Annotated in this window: 21 protein-coding genes and 1 pseudogene; 13 read left to right on the top strand and 9 right to left on the bottom strand. The window is 31.9% G+C overall.

What is annotated here, in order from left to right; all coding sequences use genetic code 11:
• Nucleotides 1-70 precede the first annotated feature (70 nt).
• Nucleotides 71-1,225: a GlmU family protein gene (locus ACTS9J_RS05405; RefSeq protein WP_038336997.1), complete on the bottom strand. Its 1,155-nt coding sequence runs from the start codon at nt 1,223-1,225 to the stop codon at nt 71-73.
• 161 nt (nt 1,226-1,386) lie between these two features.
• On the opposite strand from ACTS9J_RS05405, the gene aroB reads away from it, so the two are divergent.
• Genes aroB through ACTS9J_RS05385 form a run of 4 tightly spaced genes read left to right on the top strand, consistent with a single transcriptional unit; the run spans nt 1,387 to nt 4,736 of the window.
• On the top strand, nt 1,387-2,439 hold the full coding sequence (gene aroB / locus ACTS9J_RS05400) for a 3-dehydroquinate synthase (RefSeq protein WP_114999381.1): 1,053 nt from the start codon (nt 1,387-1,389) through the stop codon (nt 2,437-2,439).
• Nucleotides 2,427-2,963: a peptide-methionine (R)-S-oxide reductase MsrB gene (msrB, locus tag ACTS9J_RS05395; RefSeq protein WP_125350119.1), complete on the top strand. Its 537-nt coding sequence runs from the start codon at nt 2,427-2,429 to the stop codon at nt 2,961-2,963. The genes aroB and msrB overlap by 13 nt, the downstream gene beginning before the upstream one ends.
• Nucleotides 2,964-3,008: 45 nt before the next feature.
• Nucleotides 3,009-3,395: a hypothetical protein gene (locus ACTS9J_RS05390; protein WP_416410753.1), complete on the top strand. Its 387-nt coding sequence runs from the start codon at nt 3,009-3,011 to the stop codon at nt 3,393-3,395.
• Nucleotides 3,396-3,404: 9 nt separating this feature from the next.
• Nucleotides 3,405-4,736, top strand: coding sequence for an MATE family efflux transporter (locus ACTS9J_RS05385; protein ID WP_291047454.1), 1,332 nt, complete (start codon nt 3,405-3,407; stop codon nt 4,734-4,736).
• A gap of 128 nt (nt 4,737-4,864) precedes the next feature.
• On the opposite strand, the gene ACTS9J_RS05380 is transcribed toward ACTS9J_RS05385, so the two are convergent.
• The 4 genes from ACTS9J_RS05380 to ACTS9J_RS05365 form a co-directional block, all read right to left on the bottom strand.
• Complete coding sequence (locus ACTS9J_RS05380; protein WP_291047451.1) at nt 4,865-5,686, bottom strand: GLPGLI family protein; 822 nt, start codon at nt 5,684-5,686, stop codon at nt 4,865-4,867.
• Between the two features lie 77 nt (nt 5,687-5,763).
• Nucleotides 5,764-6,453, bottom strand: coding sequence for an SDR family NAD(P)-dependent oxidoreductase (locus tag ACTS9J_RS05375; protein WP_416410755.1), 690 nt, complete (start codon nt 6,451-6,453; stop codon nt 5,764-5,766).
• On the bottom strand, nt 6,422-7,411 hold the full coding sequence (locus tag ACTS9J_RS05370; RefSeq protein ID WP_291047447.1) for an ABC transporter ATP-binding protein: 990 nt from the start codon (nt 7,409-7,411) through the stop codon (nt 6,422-6,424). Before ACTS9J_RS05370 ends, ACTS9J_RS05375 begins: the two co-directional genes overlap by 32 nt.
• Nucleotides 7,408-8,412, bottom strand: a complete 1,005-nt coding sequence (locus tag ACTS9J_RS05365; protein WP_448352974.1) for a FecCD family ABC transporter permease — start codon at nt 8,410-8,412, stop codon at nt 7,408-7,410. Before ACTS9J_RS05365 ends, ACTS9J_RS05370 begins: the two co-directional genes overlap by 4 nt.
• An 85-nt stretch (nt 8,413-8,497) precedes the next feature.
• On the opposite strand from ACTS9J_RS05365, the gene ACTS9J_RS05360 reads away from it, so the two are divergent.
• Genes ACTS9J_RS05360 through ACTS9J_RS05350 form a run of 3 tightly spaced genes read left to right on the top strand, consistent with a single transcriptional unit; the run spans nt 8,498 to nt 10,467 of the window.
• Nucleotides 8,498-8,860 (top strand): hypothetical protein, encoded by a 363-nt coding sequence (locus tag ACTS9J_RS05360; protein ID WP_180906144.1) that lies wholly within the window; start codon nt 8,498-8,500, stop codon nt 8,858-8,860.
• Nucleotides 8,861-8,911: 51 nt separating this feature from the next.
• Nucleotides 8,912-9,886, top strand: a complete 975-nt coding sequence (locus ACTS9J_RS05355) for a TQO small subunit DoxD (protein WP_291047443.1) — start codon at nt 8,912-8,914, stop codon at nt 9,884-9,886.
• A gap of 2 nt (nt 9,887-9,888) precedes the next feature.
• Nucleotides 9,889-10,467 carry a TlpA family protein disulfide reductase gene (locus tag ACTS9J_RS05350; protein WP_291051097.1) on the top strand — a complete coding sequence of 193 codons (579 nt, stop codon included), beginning with the start codon at nt 9,889-9,891 and terminating at the stop codon, nt 10,465-10,467.
• Nucleotides 10,468-10,543: 76 nt separating this feature from the next.
• Here the strand turns inward: ACTS9J_RS05350 and ACTS9J_RS05345 are convergent, their stop codons facing one another.
• Genes ACTS9J_RS05345 through ACTS9J_RS05330 form a run of 4 tightly spaced genes read right to left on the bottom strand, consistent with a single transcriptional unit; the run spans nt 10,544 to nt 14,663 of the window.
• On the bottom strand, nt 10,544-12,793 hold the full coding sequence (locus ACTS9J_RS05345) for a multicopper oxidase domain-containing protein (RefSeq protein ID WP_286496078.1): 2,250 nt from the start codon (nt 12,791-12,793) through the stop codon (nt 10,544-10,546).
• Nucleotides 12,794-12,805: 12 nt separating this feature from the next.
• Nucleotides 12,806-13,234, bottom strand: coding sequence for a hypothetical protein (locus ACTS9J_RS05340; protein ID WP_371875732.1), 429 nt, complete (start codon nt 13,232-13,234; stop codon nt 12,806-12,808).
• 21 nt (nt 13,235-13,255) lie between these two features.
• Nucleotides 13,256-14,080, bottom strand: coding sequence for a DUF3347 domain-containing protein (locus ACTS9J_RS05335; protein WP_286496079.1), 825 nt, complete (start codon nt 14,078-14,080; stop codon nt 13,256-13,258).
• A 10-nt stretch (nt 14,081-14,090) separates the two neighbouring features.
• Nucleotides 14,091-14,663 carry a helix-turn-helix domain-containing protein gene (locus ACTS9J_RS05330; protein WP_180906139.1) on the bottom strand — a complete coding sequence of 191 codons (573 nt, stop codon included), beginning with the start codon at nt 14,661-14,663 and terminating at the stop codon, nt 14,091-14,093.
• A 215-nt stretch (nt 14,664-14,878) separates the two neighbouring features.
• On the opposite strand from ACTS9J_RS05330, the gene ACTS9J_RS05325 reads away from it, so the two are divergent.
• From ACTS9J_RS05325 to ACTS9J_RS05300, 6 genes and pseudogenes are all read left to right on the top strand, one after another.
• Nucleotides 14,879-15,505, top strand: coding sequence for a hypothetical protein (locus ACTS9J_RS05325; RefSeq protein ID WP_448352973.1), 627 nt, complete (start codon nt 14,879-14,881; stop codon nt 15,503-15,505).
• Entirely contained in the window at nt 15,506-16,066 is a 561-nt protein-coding gene (locus tag ACTS9J_RS05320) for a DUF4256 domain-containing protein (protein WP_219034430.1), read from the top strand. It abuts the gene before it with no gap.
• A gap of 267 nt (nt 16,067-16,333) precedes the next feature.
• Nucleotides 16,334-17,203, top strand: coding sequence for a heme/hemin ABC transporter substrate-binding protein (locus tag ACTS9J_RS05315; RefSeq protein ID WP_219034429.1), 870 nt, complete (start codon nt 16,334-16,336; stop codon nt 17,201-17,203).
• Between the two features lie 16 nt (nt 17,204-17,219).
• Nucleotides 17,220-18,251, top strand: coding sequence for a FecCD family ABC transporter permease (locus tag ACTS9J_RS05310; RefSeq protein WP_219034428.1), 1,032 nt, complete (start codon nt 17,220-17,222; stop codon nt 18,249-18,251).
• Nucleotides 18,251-18,955: pseudogene (locus ACTS9J_RS05305) on the top strand (heme ABC transporter ATP-binding protein); the annotation flags it as partial. The gene ACTS9J_RS05310 and the pseudogene ACTS9J_RS05305, both read left to right, overlap by 1 nt.
• An 81-nt stretch (nt 18,956-19,036) precedes the next feature.
• A complete protein-coding gene (locus ACTS9J_RS05300; RefSeq protein ID WP_291047502.1) occupies nt 19,037-20,074 on the top strand; it encodes a hemin-degrading factor in 1,038 nt (345 codons plus the stop codon).
• Nucleotides 20,075-20,495 lie beyond the last annotated feature (421 nt).

Below are 20,495 nucleotides of genomic sequence, written 5' to 3'. Positions count from 1 at the left end.
AAGATTAACACGTAAAATTAATCATATTACAATTTTAAACTTAAATTCTTATGATTTACTCGTTATTAAATTAGTTATTATTTAAATTAAAAATATGTTCTAAAATTCTTTTATCAGCAAGTGTAAAAGCAATTTTTCTTCTTTCCATCATTTTTTCTGCAGCTTCACAAGCTTTATCAAAATTAAAAACAGGAGCGTCTGATTGTCCACCCCAACTATAATGTTTAATCATATTTGGTGGAAAACCTGATTGAAAAACGTTCGCACAAACTCCAACAACTGTACCAGTATTAAATTGTGTATTGATTGCAGATTTAGCATAATCGCCCATTATTAAACCACAAAATTGCAAACCTGTTTTTACAAATCTTTTTTGGTTATAACTCCATAACTTTACTTCTGCATAATTATTTTTCAAGTTTGAGTTATTTGTATCCGCGCCTAAATTGCACCATTCTCCAATTACAGAATTCCCTAAAAACCCATCATGTCCTTTATTTGAATATGCTATTAGGATTGAATTATTTAATTCACCACCAACTTTACAAAAAGGACCAATCGTACAACCAGCATATATTTTTGCACCCATATTTATTTTTGCATGCTCGCATAAAGCTAATCCGCCACGAATCATAGAACCTTCCATAATTTCGGCATCTTTTCCAATATAAATTGGACCTTCTGATGCATTCAAAATAGAAAATTCAACTTTCGCACCTTCTTCAATAAATATTTTTTCAGGAGCTAAAACTTGGTTGGTTGTAGATATTGATTGAGAAGTTCTTCCTTTTGTCACCAAATCAAAATCAAATTCAATTGCCTGGAAATTGTAAGTAAACAGATCCCAAGAATGTTGTAGATGAATTACTTCATCTTCAAATTGAATAATATCTGATGTGATTTTTGGAGTTTCTTCAGTTGATTTAACTGCTACAAGTTGATTGTCAAAAATTAGGGTTTGGTTTGGTTTTAAATTCTTTATCGCTTCAATTAATTTTTCATTCGGAAAAAAAGTTGGGTTGATAAATGTATTTTCTGTTTGAAGTTTAGCAGGAAATTTTTCTTGCAAATAAGGTTTCGTTTGATAAGAAACCTCTGTATTTAGTATTTTTTCCCAACGTTCTGCAAAACTCAATATCCCCATTCTTAGGGCAGCTACAGGTCTTGTAAATGTTAGGGGCAAAAAATCTTCCCATTCTTCGCCATCAAAAAGAACTATGTTCATTGATCTATGAATTTGTGCAAATTTAAAAATAATTATTTTATAAGTCGATAATATCAATATAGATTCTATCGACAGCCCTCCTAAAATAAATCATTCAAAATATTTGGTTGATGTAAAAAGGTCGTCGTAATTTTAGGCACATTTTAAAAACATTTTTCATTTTGAAATCAGCTCCGATTCATTTTGGTTCAATCGCATATATATTAGACGATTACCTTGCAAATAACACTTTTTCTTCTATCTTCTTTTTGGTAGATGAGAACACTCATGTGCATTGTTTACCGCTATTATTAGCCGATTTGGACAATATTTCTGCTTACGAAATCCTTGAAATTGACTCTGGAGAAGAAAATAAAAACATCGATACTGTAACTAATCTTTGGTTAGCATTAAGCGAGTTGGGTGCAGATCGTCATTCATTAGTTATTAATGTTGGTGGTGGAGTTTTAACCGATATGGGAGGTTTTATGGCTTCTACTTTCAAGCGTGGAATCAAATTCATCAACATTCCAACTACGTTATTATCGCAAGTTGATGCTTCTGCTGGTGGAAAAAATGGAATTGATTTGGAAGGAATGAAAAACATGATTGGGACATTTACACAGCCAGAAATGGTGTTAGTTGATCCTAAATTTTTGTTGACATTAGAGCAACGTCAAGTAAAATCTGGCTTAGCCGAAATGTTAAAACATGGTTTAATCAAGAACCGTGATCATTGGGATAATTTGGTGCAATTACCTTCGCACGATGCCGAATCTTTAGCTCCTTTTATCATGGATTCTATTCATATCAAAGAAAATGTGGTTGATAATGATCCATATGAAAAAGGTGAACGCAAAATTTTAAATTTTGGTCATACAATAGGTCATGCTATAGAAAGTGAATCTTTAGAAACTGATTTTCCGCTTTTACATGGAGAAGCAATTGTAATCGGAATGATTATTGAGACATTCCTTAGTTATGATCAAGAATTAATTTCTAAAGCTGATGTGGAAGAGGTTTGCGAAAGTTTTTCGTCAATGTATGCATTAAATACAATTGATATGAAAATTTTTCCGAACTTAATGGAATGGATGAAACACGACAAAAAAAATCAAAACAATTCAATCAACTTTAGTTTGATCAACAAGATTGGAAATTGTCGTTATGATGTAGTTTGTACTGAAGAAGAAATCAGACAAGCTTTTGAAAAATATAATCAATGGATTGCCTAAAAAAATATACTTCTTTTTTTGTTGTTGGATTAATAATGAGCCTTATGGCTGCTTGTACATCTCAACACAAGAAAGAAGATGCTAAAGTAGAACAACCTTCAAACACTGTTACGATGAACGAAAAACCTCAATTCAATATCAATAAGTCAAACGAAGAATGGAAAAAAGAACTTTCTTCTGAAGAATATTATGTTTTAAGAGAAGCTGGAACAGAACGTCCTTTTACAGGAAAATTCAACATGCATTTCGAAAACGGAATTTATACATGTAATGCGTGTGGAGAAGAATTGTTTTCTTCTTCTTCTAAGTTTGATGGACATTGTGGTTGGCCAAGTTTTGACAAAGAAATAAAAGAAGGGAAAATTGTAGAACGTGTAGACACTTCGCACGGAATGAAGAGAACAGAAATTCTTTGCGGAAATTGTGGAAGCCATTTAGGACACGTTTTTGATGACGGACCTACAGAAACTGGTTTACGTTATTGTGTGAATTCGCTTTCGTTAGATTTCAAACCTGTAAAATAAAATCAAAAAGCTGTTTCGACAGCTTTTTTAATGCAAAAATACTTTATGAAAATACTTCGTATAATTATCGTTCTTATCTTATTGTTATTAATTTATAACGGTGTTTACAATTACAATTTAATGGTGAATATAAGAACAACCGATCGCCCGATTAATCCATTACGCTACATCTTTTTCGGTTTTTATTTCTTCTTAATTCTATTGAATTTGATTGAATATATTCGAGGAAAATTTACTTACGGATCATTCAAAAAAGTAATCTATTATTTGATTTTCGCTGGATATTTAGCGTGTATTTTCATGTTCAAATACAACGATTATCATATTCCAGGCTTACCACTTTTGGGTTATTTCACATTGGTCGGAACTACCTTATTTATGTTGAGTCAAATCATCAAAAACCAACCACCATACAAACGCGTAAAAAAATAATTTTTCGTAATGAGTTTGGTTTTGGATAGAATTACCTTCAAACAAATTAATCAATTAGCGATTCCTACTATTTTTTCGGGGATTGCCGAATCTCTTATTACCTTAACCGATATTGCGATGGTGGGTAATGTAAAAGAATATTCGGTCGAAGCACTTGCTGCGACTGGTTTAGTTGGTTCTTTTCTTTCAGGAATTATCTGGATTGTTGCCCAAACCAAAACCTCTATTTCGTCTTTGGTTTCGCAAAGTTTTGGAGCAAATAAATTGGAAAGTCTCAAAACTTTAGTTCCGCAAGCGTTGTATTTCAATCTATTTTTGAGTTTACTTATCTTTATACCAACGTATTTTTTTGCACAAAATCTATTCGAACTATACAATGCAAAAGATTTGGTTCTTCAATTTTCGGTCGATTATTACAAAATCAGAGCATTTGGTTTTCCATTAACACTTATTTCGCTCACTCTTTTTGGAGCATTTAGAGGAATGCAAAACACCGTTTGGGCAATGAAATGTAGTTTAACAGCTGCTTTTGTTCATGTGTTTTTAGACTATATTTTAATTTTTGGAGTAAATGGAATAATTCCTGCTTATCATATCAAAGGCGCTGCCTATGCAAGTCTTATTGCACAATTGATAATGGTAATTATGGCGTTTTACTACTATTTCACGAAAACTTCATTTGGGTTAAATCCAGGAAAAACCATTCATCCACTTTTTAAGAAATATGTCAACTTAAGTTTCAATTTTATTTTACGAACAGCTTCGTTGAATGTTGCATTTTTTCTTGCCAATTCTTACGCCACCGATTATGGAAAAGATTATATCGCCGCGCAAAGTATTTTGATGAATATTTGGTTATTCTTTTCATTTTTTATTGATGGTTATGCAGGTGCAGGAAATGCTATGGCAGGACGATTACAAGGCGAACGAAATTATCCTAAACTTTGGATTTTAAGCAAAGATATTTCCAAATATTCTGTTTTAATTGCGTGTATTTTAATTACTATTTGTTTCATTTTTTACAATCAAATTGGGCAAATTTTCAATCAAGACCCGAATGTTTTGACTATTTTCAACTCTGTATTTTGGATGGTTTTATTAATGCAACCAATCAACACATTGGCTTATATTTTTGATGGTTTTTTCAAAGGAATGGGCGATGCAAAACTCTTGCGAAACAACTTAATTGTCGCAACATTTCTTGGTTTTCTACCAACCATTTATCTTGCAGATTACTTTGGTTTAAGTATTTATGGAATTTGGATTGCATTTGGCATTTGGATGTTTTTACGCAGTTTTCCGTTGATATATATTTTTAGAAAACGAGTTTTGAATCAATAAAAAAAGTCGCACAAGAGCGACTTTTACAATTTATCTAAATTCTATTTTTCTTAAGGTGTAGAAATAGAAGCTTGTTGAATTTTTCCGTTGAAATAAATTTTAGAAAAACGAGTTCTATCAAGCTAAAATTATTTAATATTAAACTGTAAATCTCTCTCGATAGAGTTATTAAGTTTCTTTAATTCTTCTTTCTTTTTAAGTTTTTTTTCTTGATCAATCTTTGCATTTTCTCCCGTTTTTGCAGTGATAACTTCTGGATTTTCTTTATAATCTTTGATATATTTTACAAATTCAGATTTTTGCGAATTAATCTTATTAAAATCCTTATAAATCGGATATTCAACATCATCTTCGTTTTCTTTTATACTAATTGGCTCAAAATGAAAGTAACCTTTAGAATCTTTTATATCCAAAATTAAACCTGGTAATCCATGAAATTTGTAAGGCCCATAAGACACAGGAATATCTTCTGTATACCAAGCTTCCCAAGTTCTATCAAATAAATTTGTTGTAGCTTTTTTTACTTTATAATTATTGATTTTCTTTTCTTCATTTAATAATTTCCATGAAATTTCTGGTACATTGTCTTCAAAACTATAATTTAGACGATTAACCGAAGATTTGATATAATAAAGATTAGAATCATTTCTAAAATATAATCTCAAATCATTATTTGGAGACGTTTTCATCTGCAAAAGATCATTTATACTAATCTTATTTTTAATTAAATCTGCAATATTTCCATCTGTTGTATCAGCAATAAACAAATCATTAGATAAAAATGTATAGCCCAACTTATTTGTATGGAGAATCATTTCATCAACTTTTATATCTGACTTATTTAAAGAATCTGGAATAAAATTGAAATTATATTTGACTAAATAATTAGAAGGTTTTTTGCAGCTAAAAACCGTAGCTATTAAAGCTATCATCGCGATTAAATATCTCATAAAATGTTAATTTATTACAAGATATAAAAAAAGTCGCACAAGAGCGACTTTTACAATTTATCTAAAGTCTATTTTTCTTAAGGTGTAGAAATAGAAGCTTGTTGAATTTTTCCGTTGAAATATTTCCAACCATTCAATCCAAAATCTACCAAATATTCGGCCATTTCATCTGGTTGTAAAGGCGCAATATATCCCGGAAACGCTTCTTCTAACATTTCTGTTTGTACCGCTCCCAAAGCTACTGCATTTATTCTTGGTCCAAGTTCATTCAACTCCTCTGCTAACAATTCAGTCAAATTAACCGTTGCAGATTTTGAAGACGAATAAACAGACAAACCAGGAAATTTCACTGAACCTTGTACAGCTCCCATTGTCGAAATATTAACTACATGAGAAGATGTATCAAATTTTGGCATCAAAACTTGTATCAAGCGATAAGGTGCCATAAAATTAATCTGCCAAGAAGTTAACAAATCCTCTTGTTGAATTTCTATAAATGGTTTGTTGATACAAACTCCTGCATTATTGTACAAAACATCTACTTTATTCCAAGATTCCACAGCTTTCAAAACTTCTGAAATCTCATCAAAATTAGACAAATCAACACCGATAAACTGATATTGATTTTCTTTTGCAAACGCCGTTAATTCCTTCAATTTATCTACATTTCGAGAGACTGTCAACACTCGGTTTCCTAATTCCAAATGTTGTTTTGTCAATTCAAAACCAATTCCTCTACTCGCTCCCGTTACAATTATATTTTTCATAGTGTTGTACAAAATTTACAATTTCTTCTATCGTTTCAAACTTTATTCCTTCAAAGATGATGTTATTTTCTGTGATTTCAATATGATTTTCCGCATTATTTTCAACAGAAATTCCATTCCGAATTAAGGCATTTTTTACCCAAAAAGCCAATTCCGAATTTCCTTTTACACCAATCGTTTTAGAAAATGATTTTTGTGTCGAAAAGCGATTATTTTTTTCATCATATATCAGGTTTTGATTGGATAACTTCTGAATAATTTGATGTTCAAAAGCCATTTGTTCTGGAATATTTTCGAAAAGATTTCCATTTTCAATCCACCAAATTTTATCCGCTTTCTCTAAAGCAAAATCAACTTCGTGTGTGATCATTAGAAATGATTTATTCGTTTTCGATTTTAATTCATTCAGTAAATTGAAAATTCGATATTGATTCGCTAAATCTAAATTAGAAGTCGGTTCATCCAAAATCACCAATTTCGCATCTTGACACAATGCACGCGCAATCATCACCAATTGCAATTGACCTTCACTAATTTCATTTGCAAATTGATTTGCTAAATTTGTAATTCCGACCAATTCTAATACCTCATCAATTAAGTTTTGTTCTTCCTCAGAAATCTTTTTCAAAACCTTGTGATAAGGCAAACGTCCCATCGCAACCAATTCCGAAACTTTAATCTTTGGAACAATTGACAAACGTGGTAAAACAACCGCAATTTGCTGTGCTATTTCTTGAGAAGATAATTTTTTGATTGAATTATTTTCTAAATAAATTTCTCCATTCAACGTTTTCTGAAAGCCTAAAATTGAATTAATCAACGTTGATTTTCCTGCACCATTTTTTCCTAAAACAGCAACTAATTCATTCGAATTTATAGTCGCATTTATAGCTAAAACAATTTCTTTAGAACCATATCCAACTGAAACATTTTCTAATTTCAAAATGGTATTTTTCATCGAACTTCGTTTTTATTATTCAACAAAATACTAATGACAATTGGCGCACCAAACAACGCTGTAATAATATTAATCGGTAAAGTTCCAAACGGAAAAACTTCTGTCAAAATCGAAAATAACAGCATAAAAAATATACCCGATACGAAAATCCATCGGTACAAAATTTTCATATCACCTGTTCGTAATAATGTTCTGCAAATATGTGGAACTGCCAATCCTATAAAGCTAATTGGTCCTGCAAAAGCCGTAGCTGACGCCGTTAATAATGCTGTCGAAACTAAAATCGTAAAACGTAATTTTTTGATATTAATTCCTAATGATTGTGCATATTTTTCGCCCAATAACAAGGCTGTAATTCCACGTAAAGCAAATAATGAAATGATGATTCCACTCAAAACAAATAAACCAAAAACGCTTAATTGTTCCCAAGACAATCCGCTTAATGAGCCAAATCCCCAAACTAAATACGCTTTTATTTTATCGGAAGGAGCAAAATATTGCATCATGCCTATTAATGCGCCTGCTAAACCTGCAATCATAAATCCTATAATCACCAAAGATGCCGATGATTTGACACGAAATGATAATGAAATAACCAAAAACAACGCAACAATTGCGCCCAAAAATGAAGCTATAATTGTAATCCAAGGATTATTAAGAAATTTTTCTAAACCAATCATCGAAAAAAGAAAAATCACAATCGCAACGCCTAAACTTGCCATCGAAGTTATTCCCAAAACAGAAGGTTCTGCCAACGGATTTTTGAATAATTCTTGCATTAAAAAACCTGAAATTGGCAACGAAATTCCGACCAATAAAGCAGTTAATGATTTTGGTAAACGAAAATTAAGAACAAGATTATGCAACATTTCGTCTGAGTGACCAGAAAACACATTAAAAATTTCGATGAAAGAAATCGAGACTTTTCCAACACTTAAACTCAAAACAAAAAGTAAAAGTGTTAGAATTATTAAAACAAAAAATAGTGGTTTTTCTTTCATCAAGACAAAGATAGAAATTCTAATAATTTCTTAAAGTTTAATTGTGAATTGGTTTTTATTGAAAATTAATGATTAGTTTCGTTCCATGAATTTTAGAAGTTTCGTTTTAATCATCTCTTCAATTTTTGTGCTACTTACACCATGTAGCATTAAAGCTTCTATTCATACGATTTTGGACGTAGAAAATGTTCATCAAACGAAAACTTCTCAAGTCAAAATTAATCAAAATCATTCGAATTCATGTTCGGTTGTCAAGTTTGAAACGATTAAAAAATCGACAAAAAATCTTGATGTTCCGAATTTTGATTTACCAGATTCATCTATTCATTTCATTGGGTTAGCACGTTCTTCATTAATCGAAGAAGATATTGATTCGAATGAAATTCAATCACCAAAAATACCTTTTTATCTGTTGTATAAGCAATTGAAGTATTCGTTGATGTCTTAATTTTCCTTAATTAATTTAGACAACAATATTCAATCACTTATATAAAAATTCATGCAAAATAAATCTGTTTTATCAATGGGTAATGCTGTATTGGCGTTACGTTTAGTCATTGGTTGGACGTACTTTTCTGCCTTTTGGAGGCGTTTAATTTTAGAAAATAAACTCGATCCAGAAGCTGCGGGTTATATTGGCGAAAAATTCAATCATTTTTTACCAAATGCCCTTTTCATCAAACCACTTATTCAATATTTAGTCGAAAATCCTGAAGCGTTGCTTTGGAATATGTGGATTTTCACCATTGTAGAAGGCGTTGTAGGCTTACTCTTAATGCTTGGTTACAAAACACGAATCATGAGTATAGCCGTTTTCTTTTTGGCAATAGGAATTTTACTTGGTTCCGGCTGGATTGGTACAACTTGTCTGGATGAATGGCAAATTGGTGTTTTAGGATTAGCTGGAGGTTTTACGCTATTTCAGGCTGGTTCAGGAAAAATTTCGTTGGATTATTTTTTCAATAAAAATCAATTTATTCAACAAGAAAATAATTGGAATTCAATTTCAATCAAAAAGTATAGACCTTATTTTGTAGGTTTTAGTTTTTTTATTTTATTCGTTACTTTGTTTACAAATCAGGTTTTTCATGGTGGAGTTTACGGGACTTTACACAATAAATCTGTCAAACCAAAAGTGGAAATATCTAATTTGAAACAATATCAAAACAAGGTTTCATTTGATGTAATGCGAATAGAAGGCGCTGATGTTTATGGCTCTTTTTTAATCCAAATTGATTTTCATAATCATCAAAATGAAATAATTGAAAGTTTGGATATGCAAGAGTTATCTAATTTGGACAAACAACAAATTTCGAATTATTATGTATCAAAAGTTACACCGCACAAACACAGTTTGGTGTTACCTTTGGGAGCGAAAGCAAATCTGAATTTTGATATTTCAGACAAAATTCACAAAGTAGTTTTAACCGATATAAGCGGATTACAATGGGAACAAACAATAACAAATTTATAGCAATGTTAAAAAGAAATTATTCAACAATTATCATAGGTGCGCTGGCTTTGGTCTTACTTTTTGTGCCAGAAGCTAAAGCAATGATGCAACAAGGTTTAATGAAATTAGGCTTATTTGAACCGAAATTAGAAAAAATTGAACCAACAACTCAACCAAAATCTGAAGCAAATTATACGTTCGAAATGGTGTATGCTGACGGAAAAGCAATCAACATGGAGGATTTAAAAGGTAAAGTTGTTTTCATGAATTTTTGGGCAACTTGGTGTCCGCCTTGTATCGCGGAAATGCCATCAATTCAAAAACTTTATGATAAAGTAAAAGATGATAACGAAATCGTTATTTTGACGGTTGAAGTAGAAGGAAAACGTGATAAAGTAGCAAAATTTATGGAACGTAAAAATTTATCGTTGCCTGTAGTTTATCCAAATTCATCTATTCCTACTGAGTTTTTTAATGGTTCGTTACCAACAACAGTTATTTTAGACAAGAAAGGAAATATTGCACATACAACAATGGGAATGGCGGATTATTCTGGACAAGATATTGTTGATTTCTTAAATGAACTGAAAGCGATGGATTAATCATTCAACATCATCTAAAAACAAAAAGCTTCAAGAAAATTCTCGAAGCTTTTTATGTTTTATACTATTTATATTTCTAATAAACTAACCTCAATCCTACACCGAATCCCATATCGCTATCGTAATGAGTTCTGATGTGCATATTTCTGTTCAAGATATAGCTCAACTCGCCCATATATTCTTTATCTGTATTCCACATAAAACCAGCGCGAACTCGTTTTGAAATTGGAATATCCTCTCTCATCAGTTGCAAACGAACTTTTCCTGTATGATAAATTTCGGTCTGAAAATCAATTAACATTGGTAATTTATACACAAAACCAGCACTGAATAATCCTTTGTTTCTATCTGTTTTTTGACCAAAAATATTCTTTTCTACAATTCCGTGGTCTGTTAACATTTTGTGTTGATTCCAATCAAAACCTACAAAAACTTGAAACCATTGATTTCGATCAATAAAACGTCCCAAATGTGTTTCTACTTCATAACCGTGTTCTGGTTTGTAACCAATTCCCCACTCCGAAGTAAAAGCCCAACGTGCATCTTGCACCATCAACATACCATCTAAACCATTTGTAGCGAAATCATTTTCTACCATAACATGCTTCATGTTACTTTCCATTTGCAACATTTTATAGGCATGTTTTTTATTTGGTAAATTAGGATTTTGATAATCTCCAACCTCAAAAACACGGTTCATTCCGCCCATCATGTGATACAAAATATGACAATGGAAAAACCAATCACCTTCTGTATTTGCCTCAAATTCGATGACATTTGTTTCCATTGGCATAATATCCAACACGTTTTTCAACGGAGAATATTCACCATTTTTATTAATGACACGAAAATCGAAACCATGTAAATGCATCGGGTGACGCATCATCGAGTTGTTGTACAAGGTAATACGCAGAATTTCACCTTTTTTCACTAGAATTTTATCCGATTCCGAAAACACTTTGTTATCCATACTCCACACATAACGATTCATATTTCCTGTTAATTCGAAACGCATTTCTTTTATTGGAGCATCTTTCGGAAGTGTTGTGTTTTCAGGCGCTTTCAGCATTCCATAATTTAAAGTGGTAATGTTTGAGGATGTATTTCCATGCGAAGAATGATCCATTTCAACCATTTCTGAATGATTTTCAACAGAATCTTTCTTTGATTTTTTAGATTTCTTTTTCGCTTCGCCAGAAATTTCAGGATACATCACAGTGTTCATGTCCATTTGCTGTAAGCTCATTTTCATTCCCATATCGTTCATTGTTCCGTTCATATTCATCATGTCGTTCATCATCTTCATTCCTTCAAAATACTTCAATTTCTGAAGTGGTTCCATCAATTGTTTCTTTCCTTCACCAATGAACAACGAAGCCGAACCCGTTCTATCCTCAGAAGTTGCCTGAAATTCATACGACAAACCACCTTCAGGAACCGTCACCACCACATCATAGGTTTCGGAAACGCCAATAATCAAACGATCAACCTCTAAAGGTTCTACGTCATTTCCATCATTTGCTACAACCGTAATTTTGCCACCTGCATAACGCAACCAAAAATAAGTGGATGCACCACCGTTCGAAATTCGTAAACGTACTTTATCACCAGCTTTGAATTGTTTCAGTTGACTTTCATTCTGCGCATTTATCAAGAATTTTTCGTAATAAACATCGCTTACATCCATTGCCAGCATACGTTTCCATTCGCTGGTAATTTTTGTTTTGAAATGACCTTCACGAATTGCTTCAGCATAACTTTGCGTAGAACCTTTTTTGATTCCCGCCCAATCGTTTGCATTGTGCAACATTCGCTGAATATTTTCAGGTTTCAAATCAGTCCATTCGCTCAACATCACAGGAATTGTAGGTAAATCATCAATTCCTTTTCGGAAAGTTGGATCGTTTTCGCGTTTCTTCAAAATCATCGAACCGTACATCCCGATTTGTTCTTGATACCCCGAATGACTGTGGTACCAATGCGTTCCGTTCTGAATAATCGGAAATGAATACGTGTACGTTTCACCAGGTTTGATTCCCATCTGCGTCAACATCGGAACTCCATCTTCCTTATTCGGCAACCACACGCCGTGCCAATGCAACGAAGTATCTTCATTCAATTTATTATGTACTCGAATTACCGCTGTATCGCCTTCCGTAAACTCTAAAGTAGGCATCGGAATTTGACCATTTACTGAGATTGCTCTTTTCTCTTTTCCAGAAAAATTAACAATAGTATCACGTACATATAAATCATATTCTACACGTTTTTGAGCCTGTAAAGCAATCGTCGAAGGAACTAAAAGTAAAAAAAGTAATTTCCTCATGTGAATGATTTATTATAACTGACTAAACTTCTTATAATTCTCCTCGTTTTCGAAATAATCAACATTTCCTTGCTGATCTTTCAAAACGATATACGCATTTGCTTTATCAATCTCTTTTCCTGTAAAAGGATCTTTTGCTTTACGCGCAGTTTCATCATTCGGAATTCTTTCTACACACATCTTACAACATCCATAATAGGTTTTTCCATCATAAGGAACTTCGAACTGATCTTTGCCCATATATGCATTGTTCACCATACAAACTTGCTTATTCGGAACCTTATCTCCAACATTGTAAGCCGTTGTTTGCGAAGGTTGCATCATATCTGACATCTGTTCTTCATGAACAGTAACTGTTGGTTCTTCTGTTTTATTTTGACAAGATATTAATGCAAAAACACTTAATATTGAAACACCTAAAACTATCTTTAAATTCTTCATTTTCATTCTATTTTTTAATTATTATTTCAATGTTTCAACTGTGCTTCCGCATGTCAACATCATATTTCCGTAGAAAGGATTTTTAATATCTGATTCTTTACTCAACCAATTCGAACCGCCGTTAAACATTGGACAATTTTGATAATAAACTGTATATCCAAGATTTGTTTTTTGAGCTAATTTGTACATTCGCGCTGATAATTTTGCAAAAGTTGTACGTTGTTTTTCAATATTTTTTTCTTGCGATAATTGCTTCGAAGTTGTTTCTAAATCATTCAAAACTTCCATCCAAACCATATGCAATTCATGCGAAAGTTTACCCATTTCTACAGTAGAAATTGATTTAGTAAATGCTGTAATTTGTTTCGAAATTTCACTTTCATTTGCTTTTACAAAAGCATCTTTCAACGAAAAGTAAGTATCAAAAACTTGTGACAATTGATTTTTTTGTTGAGAAGCTTCAGTTTGATTATGAGTAGAATGATCCATTTCTTGATGGTTCATCAACATTTTTTTATCCCGAGAATATTGACAATCTTTTTCCAATTTTGCATAAGCTTCATCAGGCGCCATATACTCTGAGTTATCAAAACCTGCTAGCGCAATATTTTTCAAGATTTCGTTCGAATTTGTTTTTGCTTTATTATATGAAATCGAAGCTGTTTGAGTCGTTGTGTCAAAATCTACTTTCGAAATTCGAGGTTGATTTCCTGCTTTTTCAATTAATTCTTTTGCATTTGCACAACTTCCTTTCACTTGAAATTGTTTGGTTTCTTGATTTTTAAATTGTGCATTTGCAGCAAAAGCAAGAAAACTTCCGATGATTAAAAAACTATACTTTTTCATGATTTTTAATTTAGATTTTATCAATTGGTCGACGCGTATGTTTGCTCAATTGTTTAAAAACAGAAGGCGTTAAACCAGTTACTTTTTTGAATTGTGCACTAAGATGTGCTACACTCGAATAATTCAATTGAAATGCTATTTCACTCAACGATAATTCATCATAAATCATTAATTCTTTGACTTTTTCTATCTTTTGTTGAATAAAATATTTCTCAATTGTTTGCCCTTCCATTTCCGAAAAAAGATTCGAAATATATTTATAATCTAACTTCGTTTGTTCGCTCAAATAATCAGATAAATTGACTTTCAGTTCGTTATTTTCTTGATGAACCAATTGAATAATCAATGTTTTGATTTGTTCAATCAACTTACTGCGTTTATCATCGATTAATTCAAAACCAACTTCTTCCAATTCATTTCGAACCAATTCTAATTGATCAGCATCAATCGGATTTTTCAATTCAACTTCTCCCAATTCGATATGATTTGTTTCGATGTTATTCATCTTCAAAATTCGTCCAACCACTACTTTACAGCGATGACAAACCATATTTTTTATAAATAATTTACTTGTATTTTCCATAATATATTCTTCGAAATTGAGCGATTTAATCCACTTAAATTTACAAAATCTTATGTTACAAATTTCGTACAACTTCATTTCAAAAGATTATACAATTTGGAAGATGATATATATAATTTTCAGATTAATCATTTTTCATTAACCTATTCTTGATAAATGAATTACCAAAATCATCTGTTTTTTGAATATATTTGATAATAATAAAATCACTTAAAATGAAAGCTACCAAAACTCTAACATTTATTCTTACAATAAGTTTATGTTCTATTTTTTCATGTTCAAAAAAAGAAGAAATTACAAATACGAATAAACAAGTCAAAAATGAAACAGATCATAATTCTGATTCATTTAATATAGAAAACATTCCAGTTTCTAATGTAAACTTCAGTGAATTTGGAGAATTTTCACATATTGGAATTCCTGAAAATGTGAAATTTACTAACTCTCCATTAGAAAATGAAACTGGTGAAATCTATTTCCCTATTGGTAAGAAAAATGATTTTGTCAAATTAACTGGTAAAACTTTTAAAGCATTTTTAAGCAAAAAAGATAATGATACAAAAGATTGGTCTGTTGAAGAAATTACTCAAAACTTTGATGATAATATAAAAAAACTTGGTGGTGTTTTAATTTTTAATGGAAAGTTGACAAATGAACAAACTGACTATCTTAACAATAATGATAAAACTTTAGGCGAAGAAGGTTCTATTGATTATTGGAACGAACCTGTAAGAGTTTATGCCATTAGAAGTGCGAAAGGAGATAATATTTACGTTCAATTATCTCTTAATTCGGCTAGTGGTGCCATTCAAATATTACAAGAAAAATCAAAAAATAAATAAATGCCTCAAAAAGAACTAACTCCGTCAGAACAAAATAACTGCATTCAAATTTTGAAAGAGCGTTTTGAGAAAAATATGCACAGACATCAAGATTTGGATTGGCTAAAAATTGAAGAGAAAATCATTAATCAACCTGAAAAAATTTGGTCTTTGCATCAAATGGAAATCACTGGTGGTGAACCTGATGTTATTTTTTATGAGGATAAAACAGACGAGTATTATATTGTAGATTGTTCGGCAGAAAGTCCGAAAGAGCGTAGAAGTTTGGCGTATGATTACGAAGGACAGACGTCTCGCAAAGAACATCAACCAAAAAATAATGCGATAGATGTTGCAAAAAGCATGAAAATTGAATTATTGACCGAAGAAGAATATCGTTTCTTGCAAGCTGTAGAAATTGTCGATCAAAAAACCTCAAGTTGGTTAAAAACACCTGAAAAAATTAGAGAATTAGGCGGTGCTATATTTGGCGATTATCGTTACGGAACTGTTTTTATTTATCACAACGGCGCACAATCTTATTATGCAGCTCGTTGTTTTAGAGGAATTTTAAAAGTTTAGGTACTTTAATAATTATTGTTTACGCTCCACTTATCACCTTTCAAGAGAGGAAATATTCATTTATTTAAAACAAATCATCGCCATGTTGAACTCGTTTCAACATCACATTCTTTTTTTTGTTAGCAACAAACCTTCAAATAAAATCATTATCAATTAATCAGTTATCTATAATCACAATATTTATTTTAAATTATTCTAAATAAATATTGCCTAACTAAATCTTTTTCCTAATATTTGTATTTTAATTTAGACTTAATACAAATAATAATGAAAAAACTATTTATTTCTACTGCAATCTTAGCGCTATTAGCAAGCTGCACGAATAAAGAAGCAAAAAATGAATCGACTGAAGAAGTAAAAACAGAGAATACTATTTCGAAAGAAAAAATTGTTTCTTTAAATGGAGCGATTACTGAAATTTTAGCTGATTTAGGAGAAGAAAATAACCTTGTTGGTGTTGATGTAACAAGTACTTACCCTACTTCTGTAAAGGAAAAAGCGACAGATTTGGGACATACTCGTTCTTTGTCAATCGAGGCTTTATTGGCTTTGAAACCAACAAAAGTATATGCAACGGATAAAGACTTGAATCCAGAACAAATTGCACAACTAAAAAATGCTGGAATTCAGACTGAAATTGTAAAACAAGATTATTCAGTTGAAGGAACGAAAGAGTTAGTAAAAACGGTTGCAACTTCTCTAAATAAACAAGATTTTGATGCTATTACTACTAAAATTGATACAGATTTAAAAGCTGTAAAACCTTTGGCTACAAAACCAAAAGTATTGTTCATTTACGCTCGTGGAGCAGGAAATTTGATGGTTGCTGGAACAAACACACCAATGGAAAAAATTATTGGAATTGCTGGTGGACAAAATGCCATTACAGAATTTGAAGATTTCAAACCATTAACACCAGAAGCAGTTGTAAAATCAAATCCTGATTATATTTTGATGTTTGACAAAGGCTTAGAAAGTATTGGTGGCGTTGACGGCGTATTAAAATTAGAAGGTGTAGCTTCTACAAATGCAGGAAAAAACAAAAAAATCATCGCGATGGATGGTCAATTGGTTTCTGGATTTGGACCACGTGTCGGGCAAGCAGCAGCGCAATTAAATCAATTACTTCAAAAATAAAAAAGTCTAAAACAATATGTATCCGCAAATCAGAATACATCTTTCTTTGTTAAGTTTAAGCATCTTTGGTCTTGCAATTCTTGCATTATTCTTGGGTGTTTATCAATTTAACGAATCCATCCTATCCATCATCAATAAAGCGATTACCAATAGAACTGCTATCAACGACAGCGATTATTATGTGCTTTTCGATTTACGATTACCACGTATTATTATGTCTATTTTGGTAGGTGCTGGTTTGGCAGTTGCAGGAACTTGTCTACAAGGTATTTTCAAAAATCCATTGGCATCTCCAGACTTGATTGGGATTACATCAGGAAGTATTTTATTTGCTGCAATTACGATTGTTTTGGGAGGATATATCAAAGATTTTGTTCCAGAAATTATCCATTACTCATTGCTTAGTTTGATGGCATTTGTCGGCGCTATGTGTTCCACAGTTTTTGTGTATAAAATTTCTTCGCATCATCAAAAAACAAATATCACCATTTTGTTATTGGCTGGTGTTGCAATTTCTGCGCTTTGCGGTTCTGCAACAGGACTTTTAACATATCTATCTACAGAAGAAGAATTACGCAATCTAACATTTTGGACATTAGGTAGCATTGCAAGTGCTAACTGGGACAAAATCTTAATTTTAGGAATTGTTATTAGCATCAGTTTTTACTTTTTAATTGGAAAAGGAAAAATATTAAACGCGATGATGTTGGGCGAAAAAGATGCTGAACATTTGGGAATTAATGTCGAGAAAACAAAAAAACAAATCATCGTTTTTTCAGCTTTATTGGTTGGTACAATTGTTTCTTTTACAGGAACAATCGGATTTGTAGGATTAATCGTTCCGTATATTTTACGTTTAATCTTCAAATCGAATTATGTTATCATTCTTCCTTTATCTGCATTTTTAGGTGCAATTTTAGTCATTGTTGCAGATACAATCAGTCGAACATTGGTTGCTCCATCCGAAATTCCAATCGGTATTTTAACTTCGTTAATGGGCGCGCCAGTTTTTATTTCAATTTTAATGAATTATAAAAAATCGTTGTAATGTTAGCGGTAGAAAATATTAATTATCAACACAAATCATTCAAGATTTTAGATACGATTTCGTTTGATGCAAAAGCAGGAAAAATGATTGCAATCGTTGGACCTAATGGTGCAGGAAAGTCATCTTTACTAAGCTATATCGCAAATGAAATTGAACCAAATGCTAACCTAATTCGACTAAAAGATATTGCCTTAAAAAATTGGAAAAAAGAAGATTTACCGCAACATAAAGCAAAGTTTTCGCAACATCAACCAACTGATATTCCGCTTACAGTGAAGGAAGTTGTATTGATGGGACGTTATCCATATTTCCAAAATTCACCTCAACAACAAGACATCAATTCAGTTGATTATTGGATGACCAAAACCGATATCAATCATTTAAAAGACAGGGATTACATTCATCTTTCTGGTGGCGAAAAACAGCGTGTACATTTGGCGCGCGTTTTTGTGCAATTGGAAAATGAAGTCAATCAAAAACTACTATTATTAGACGAACCTTTGAATAATTTGGACGTTTCTCATCAATTTAATTTGTTAGAAATTCTAAATGATTTTAAACAAAAAGGAAACCTAGTAATTTTGGTAATGCACGACCTTAATTTGGCTTCTCAATTTGCTGATGAAGTGATCTTAATGAACAAAGGAAAAATTGTTTATCAAGATAGTCCAGAAAAGGTTTTCCAACCAGAAATCATTTCCAAAATTTATAGATTTCCTTGTACCATTTGTAAAAATCCAATCGACCAAAAACCACTTATTTTATTCGGTAAAAAAACAATTACAATGAACACACTTACAGATTTAAAACAACAATGGAAAGATTTGAAAGCAAATCAACCTAAAATTAGAATACGTAACGCAGCGAAAGAACTTAGCGTTAGCGAAATGGAACTTTTAGCAACACAATTAGGCGATAATGTCACAAAATTAAAACCTGAATTTGCTGCGATTTTACAAGAAATAGAATCACTTGGAAAAGTGATGGCTTTGACGCGCAACAACGAATGTGTACACGAACGCAAAGGTATTTACCTAAATCCTGATTTTTCTTCACCTCACGCACAACTTTTTGTTGGGGAAGATATTGATATGCGAATTTTCTTGAATCACTGGAAAACCGCTTTTGCAGTTGTAGAGAAATCTGAACATGGAGAACGCAAAAGTTTACAATTTTTCGGAAAAGATGGCGAAGCAATTCACAAAATATATTTAGTTCCGCAAAGTAATGTAGAAGCGTTTGATGCATTGGTTGAGAAATACAAAAACGAAGACCAACAAACAATTCCTACAACAGAAATCATCGAAAATAAAGTTACAGAAAAGCCTGATAACGAAATTGATGTTGAAGGTTTTCAACAAGCTTGGGTTGAGTTGAAAGACACGCATAATTTCTTTATGATGTTGCGCAAATTCGGCGTTACACGTACACAAGCATTGCGTTTGGCTCCAACAGATTATCATGCAAAACAAATTTCAAATGAAGCAATTGTTCAATTCTTAGAAAAATCTGCCGAATTGCAAACACCAATCATGGTTTTCACAGGAAACAAAGGAAATATTCAGATTCATACAGGTGAAATTAAACGTACGATGTGGCACGAAAACTGGTTCAATATTTTGGATCCAGATTTTAATATGCACTTGGATATGTCAAAAATTGCCTCGACTTGGATTGTTAGAAAACCTACTGAAGACGGTATCGTAACAGCGATTGAGGTATTTAACGATAAAGGAGAAATTATTGTTCAATTCTTTGGGAAAAGAAAACCAGGTATTCCTGAATTGGAGCAATGGCGCGAAATTGTTGCTGAATTGAATTAAGAAGAATCTAACCAAATCTTATATTTCACACTAAATTTTACCCGATTAATAGAAAATGTTAATCGGGTTTTTTATTATTTTCCTTTTTCTATATAGATATGCTTTGTATAAATAGTAGCGTATCTATCATAAGATATCCACAAAGTAAAAAGTAAAGGTTGATTTTATAATTATCAATGTACAAACAATTAAAAACAGACTTGTTTATAATAAACCAAGGACTCGGGTAAGATAAAACAACTGTGTTTATAATAAACCGAGGACTCGGGTAAGGATAAACAGACCTGTTTGTAATAAACCGAGGACTCAGGTAAGGTAAAACAACTATGTTTATAATAAACCGAGGACTCAGGTAAAGTAAAACAACTATGTTTATAATAAACCGAGGACTCAGGTAAGGTAAAACAACTATGTTTATAAT

Source organism: Empedobacter sp. ULE_I140 (assembly GCF_053482575.1).
This window is presented reverse-complemented; position numbering and strand designations above follow the sequence as displayed.